5 protein-coding genes are annotated in these 4,572 nt (G+C 65.5%); 2 read left to right on the top strand and 3 right to left on the bottom strand.

The window, feature by feature from the left end:
* The first annotated feature begins 25 nt into the window (after positions 1-25).
* The gene (locus tag H5T60_11815) at positions 26-403 is read left to right on the top strand and encodes a hypothetical protein (protein MBC7243117.1); all 378 of its coding nucleotides are present in this window, start codon (positions 26-28) and stop codon (positions 401-403) included.
* On the opposite strand, the gene rimO is transcribed toward H5T60_11815, so the two are convergent.
* Positions 400-1,737, bottom strand: a complete 1,338-nt coding sequence (gene rimO / locus H5T60_11810) for a 30S ribosomal protein S12 methylthiotransferase RimO (protein ID MBC7243116.1) — start codon at positions 1,735-1,737, stop codon at positions 400-402. The two genes, H5T60_11815 and rimO, sit on opposite strands and share 4 nt — an antisense overlap.
* Before the next feature lie 20 nt (positions 1,738-1,757).
* Positions 1,758-2,756 carry a helix-turn-helix domain-containing protein gene (locus H5T60_11805; protein MBC7243115.1) on the bottom strand — a complete coding sequence of 333 codons (999 nt, stop codon included), beginning with the start codon at positions 2,754-2,756 and terminating at the stop codon, positions 1,758-1,760.
* 167 nt (positions 2,757-2,923) lie between these two features.
* Here H5T60_11805 and H5T60_11800 point away from each other — a divergent pair, with 167 nt between their 5' ends.
* Positions 2,924-3,676, top strand: a complete 753-nt coding sequence (locus tag H5T60_11800) for a DUF364 domain-containing protein (protein MBC7243114.1) — start codon at positions 2,924-2,926, stop codon at positions 3,674-3,676.
* A gap of 6 nt (positions 3,677-3,682) precedes the next feature.
* On the opposite strand, the gene trmD is transcribed toward H5T60_11800, so the two are convergent.
* Complete coding sequence (gene trmD, locus H5T60_11795) at positions 3,683-4,438, bottom strand: tRNA (guanosine(37)-N1)-methyltransferase TrmD (GenBank protein ID MBC7243113.1); 756 nt, start codon at positions 4,436-4,438, stop codon at positions 3,683-3,685.
* Positions 4,439-4,572: the final 134 nt, after the last annotated feature.

The raw sequence follows: 4,572 nt of genomic DNA, 5'->3' as shown, positions 1-4,572 counted from the left end.
GAACAGCCTCTCCCTACGCGCCGGGGTGAAGGAGCCTCGTGAAGGGGAGCTGGCCGCTGTCCAACAGGAGGCCGCGGCGCCGCCGGCATTGACCCTGTTCACCAATGCCATGCACACCATCGCGGATGGCCAGCAGTTGCTGTTGAATTCCCAGCAGGCAAGCCGGGAACTGCTGAACGTGGTTATTCAGGACAATTTCCTGCTCAAAGAGGAGAATGCCCGTCTGCGGGAGCGCATGATGCGGCTGGAGCAGGAGCTATCGGAGAACCGCCGGCGTGCGGAAGCGCGCATCGAGATGCTGGAAAGGCGGCTGGAGCGTCTGGAATCCGCGGAAAAGGAGCCGCAGGTTCAGCCTGTGAAGCGTGCACGCAGGGGTTGGCTGGCGAAACTGCTGGGGCTTTAGCGCCGGCGTGTCTCCTGCGCCACCCATTCCCCCCACAGATCGTACTCGCTGGCGGCAGTCACCCGCACCGGCAGAAGGTCCCCGACCTCCGCTTCCCCTTCCACCAGGATAAGCCCGTCGATCTCCGGGGCATCGCGATAGGTGCGCCCAACGCTGATGCCGTCCCCCACCCCTTCCACCAGCATCTCGAGGACGCGGCCCACCTGTTCCTGGTTGCGCCGCAGGGAGATGGCCTGTTGGCGCTCCATCAACTGCGCGTAGCGGGCCTGCTTGACCTCTTCCGGCACCTGGCCGGGCATTTCGGCGGCCGGCGTGCCCTCTTCCGGGGAAAACACAAACGCCCCCACCCAATCGAAGGCGATGGCGTCCACGAATTCCAACAGGGTCTGGAACTCCGTCTCGGTCTCGCCCGGGAATCCAACGATCAGCGAGGTTCGCAGGGCGATGTCCGGCATGGCGGCGCGCAGGGCCTCGATCTGGGCCATGACCTTGTCCAGGTCATGGGGCCGGCGCATGCGCCGCAGGACATCCGGATGGCCGTGCTGGAGCGGGATGTCCAGGTAATGGCATACCTGCGGATGGCCCACCATGACCTCGATGAGGCGGGGCGAGATGCGCTGGGGATAGGCGTACATGAGCCGCAACCAATCCAGCTCCGGCACGGCGCGCAGGATGCGCTCGATCAGCTCCGGCAGGGCGTCCTCCATGCCTCGGTCGGCACCGTAGGAGGTGATGTCCTGGGCGATGAGGATGATCTCCCGTGCGCCGGCGTCCACCAGCTCCCGCGCCTCGGCAACGATATGCTCCATGGGGCGACTGCGCGCCGGCCCCTTGATGAGCGGGATGGAGCAGAAGGAGCAGGAGGCACTGCATCCATCGGCGATCTTGAGGTACACGCTGGGGCCGGCGAACGGTCGGCCTGGCGCCGGCATCTTCTCCAGGTTCAGCGTACCGTCCAGCCAGGCCAGCGGTTCCCCGGGCGAGGTCCGATTGGCGAGGACATCCACCAGCCGGGTGATCTCATCCAGGCGGCGGGTGCTGATCAGGGCATCCACGGCCGGCACTTCATTTAGCAACCGGCTGCCCCAGCGCTGGGCGAGACAGCCGGCGGCGATGACCCGCTGACGCCGGCGCTTGCCGCGGGTGAGTTCCCGCAGGACTTCGAGCGATTCGCGGCGGGCCGGCTCGATGAAACCGCAGGTGTTGACGATAATGACATCGGCCTGGCGCGGATCCTCGACGATCTCATGATGTGCCAGGGCCAACTGCGCCGCCATGTTTTCGCTGTCCACCACGTTCTTGGGACAGCCTAATGTCGCAATGAACACACGCATGGATGCGCTCCAGGGAGGTCTCAGAAGCCGGCGGGGCGCAGGGCCGATGATTGGGTGGCGGGAGCGGTAGGCGTGCCGGCCGGCGGGGGTGGTGTCGGGCTGGCGGTGGGTGTTGGGGTGGGTGTGCCCTCTTGTTCGGCGACGGGGCCGGCGCCGGTGGGCACGGGCATGTTGGCCGGCCCTCCCTGGCGCACCCATTCCACGTCCTTGACCTCGCCGATGGCGCCCAACAGGCCGAGCGGTTCGCCGTTGACGGTGACGCGAACGCCGCCGGCGTTCCCCACGCGCAGCGCGACGCTCTCCTGACCTTCCCAAGCGCGAGTCTCACCCGTTTCCAGGGTGCCGACGAACACGCGCACACCATCCACGGTGACCTGTATCCAGGAGGTGGCGACGATCTCCACCTGGACCTCCACGCCGCGGTAGACCTTTGGGGTGGGAGTGGAGGTCGGGGTAGGGGTGGGCGACGCGGTTGGCGATGGGGTAATGGTTGGGCTGGGGATGGGTGAGGACACCGCCGGCGGTTCCGGTGTACCGGTGTTCACAGCGGCCTGGATGGTTGGAGAGGGGACGGCGCCGGCCGGCGGCAGAATGCCGCGCAGGAACGGGGGCAGGCTGTCGCGGCCGACCGTGGAGAAGTACCATACTCCCACGATGGCCAGCGCGATCACCAGCAGGATGATGGAGGCGAGCCGCGCCGACGAGCGGGCCGGCTCCACCAGGGGCACTTCCACCGGTTCATCCAGGGAAAGGCGGGCGGCCGAACTAGATTCACCGTTGTTGGGCTGGGCGATCAGCTCTTTGTAGCGCCGAAGCGCCTCATTGGGGTCCAGCCCCAGGAAGCTGGCATAATTGCGCAGGAAGCCGCGCGTATACACATCTCCAGGAAGCCGGGAAAAGTCCTCTTCTTCGAGTGCGGCGAGGAACTGGGCGCGAATGCGCGTCTCTCGCTCCACATCTTCCAGGCTCAGCCGTTTGGCCTCACGAGCCTGGCGCAGCCAGGAGCCCAATTCGGTCATGGGGCAGACTCTCCTCGAATGCGACACGTTACGCGTACTATACGTTGGCCGGCGCTGTTTGTCAAAATCGCCCAAGCGCTGGCATTTTCCCAAATCGACCTTTCAGGGCTATAATCCCTGCCGGCGGTGGCGCTGTCCACAATCTTTGGAAAGCAGAGGATGGTATCATGACCTATCGCCCTGCATTGCATGCTTTGCTCGATTGGGTTCGTCCATATGCCGACGCCGTCATCCTCGACGCCCAGATCGGGCCGTTCTGGACGGCAGTATTGAGCCGGCGCTGTGGGCTGGCCTCCACGCCGCACCTGAGCCATGCGGATGCGCTCCTGCATCCCCCGTCCCTGCGCCGGGAGGAGCTGATCGGCCGGCCGGTATGGGAGGTGGCGCAGTGGGTGCTGGGCGACGAGCCTGTGCGTGCCGGCGCCGGCCTGGCGGCCATCAATTCGGTAATTGAGCCGGACCTTTCTCACTGCTGGCAGATGAACGCCAAGGACCTCCTGATTCAGCGGGCACCGGGGCATCGCGTGGTGATCGTCGGGCATTTCCCCTTCACGGACGAGGTGCGGGCCGCGGCCGGCGAGCTGTGGGTGCTGGAGCTGAACCCCCGCCCCGGGGATTTGCCGGCGTATATGGCTCCCCAGGTCATCCCGCAGGCCGATGTCGTCGCTGTCACCGGTGTGACGCTCATCAACCACACCTTTGACGATCTCGTGCGGTTGTGCCGGCCGGACGCCTACGTAATTGTGCTGGGTGGGAGCACCCCGCTGTGCCCAGCACTGTTCGACTACGGCGTGGATGTGCTGGGCGGGACGGTGGTGGATGACCCCGAGCAGGTGCTGAAGGACATCGCCGGCGGAGCGACCTTCCGCGAACTGCGCGGCAAGCGCCCCATGCTTATGTTCAAAGAACCGCCGAATTGAACGGGCTTACTCTGCCTCGCCGCGCTGGAGCTTCTGCAGATATTCCCAGTCCTCCGGGGTCAGGCGCGCTCTTTTGAGGAGGTCCGGCCGGCGCTCCCAGGTGCGCTTGAGCGCCTGCTGTCTGCGCCAGCGCACGATCTCCGCATGATTCCCCGACAGGAGCACTTCCGGCACAGCTACCCCGCGGAAGACGCGCGGCCGGGTGTAATGCGGATATTCCAGCAGGCCCTCTGCCAGCGAATCCTCGAACGGCGCGCCCGGGTCGCCCAGGACGCCCGGGATGAGCCGCACAGTGGCCTCCACGATGGCCATGGCCGCGATCTCCCCACCGCTGAGGACGTAGTCCCCGATGGAGATCTCGTCCGTGGCCAACAGTTGCCGCACCCTCTCATCCACGCCCTCGTAGCGTCCGCAGATGAGGATGAGCCGGGGGTGGCGGGCAAGCTCCCTAGCCACCTCGTGGGTGAACAGCCGGCCCTGGGGACTCAGCAGTATGATGGGCACGTTCTGGGAGGGCAGGTCCGGTTGTGCCAGCAGGGCCTCGACAGCGCGGAAAATGGGCTCCGGTTTCATCACCATACCGCCGCCGCCCCCGTACGGGGTGTCATCGGTGGTGCGGTGCTTGTCCGTGGCGTAATCCCGCAGGTTGTGCACGGCGATGCTGACCAGGCCGGCCTCGCGGGCCTTGCGTACCATGCCGATGGAAAAGATGCCCTGGAAGGCCTCCGGGAAAATCGTCAGAATATCATAATGGATTGCCATATCACCCATCCGTGATTATAATGTCCGCAACCTGCGCTACGTTGAGGCTGACTCTGGTGAACCATTCGCCTTCGATGTTCACTGATGACCGCATGTTTTTCCTGTCCACGCTGGTGCTGGTGATCGCGCTGGTC

The sequence above is a fragment of the Anaerolineae bacterium genome (genome assembly GCA_014360855.1).
In the GTDB taxonomy this organism is placed as follows: Bacteria; Chloroflexota; Anaerolineae; order JACIWP01; family JACIWP01; genus JACIWP01.
This window is presented reverse-complemented; position numbering and strand designations above follow the sequence as displayed.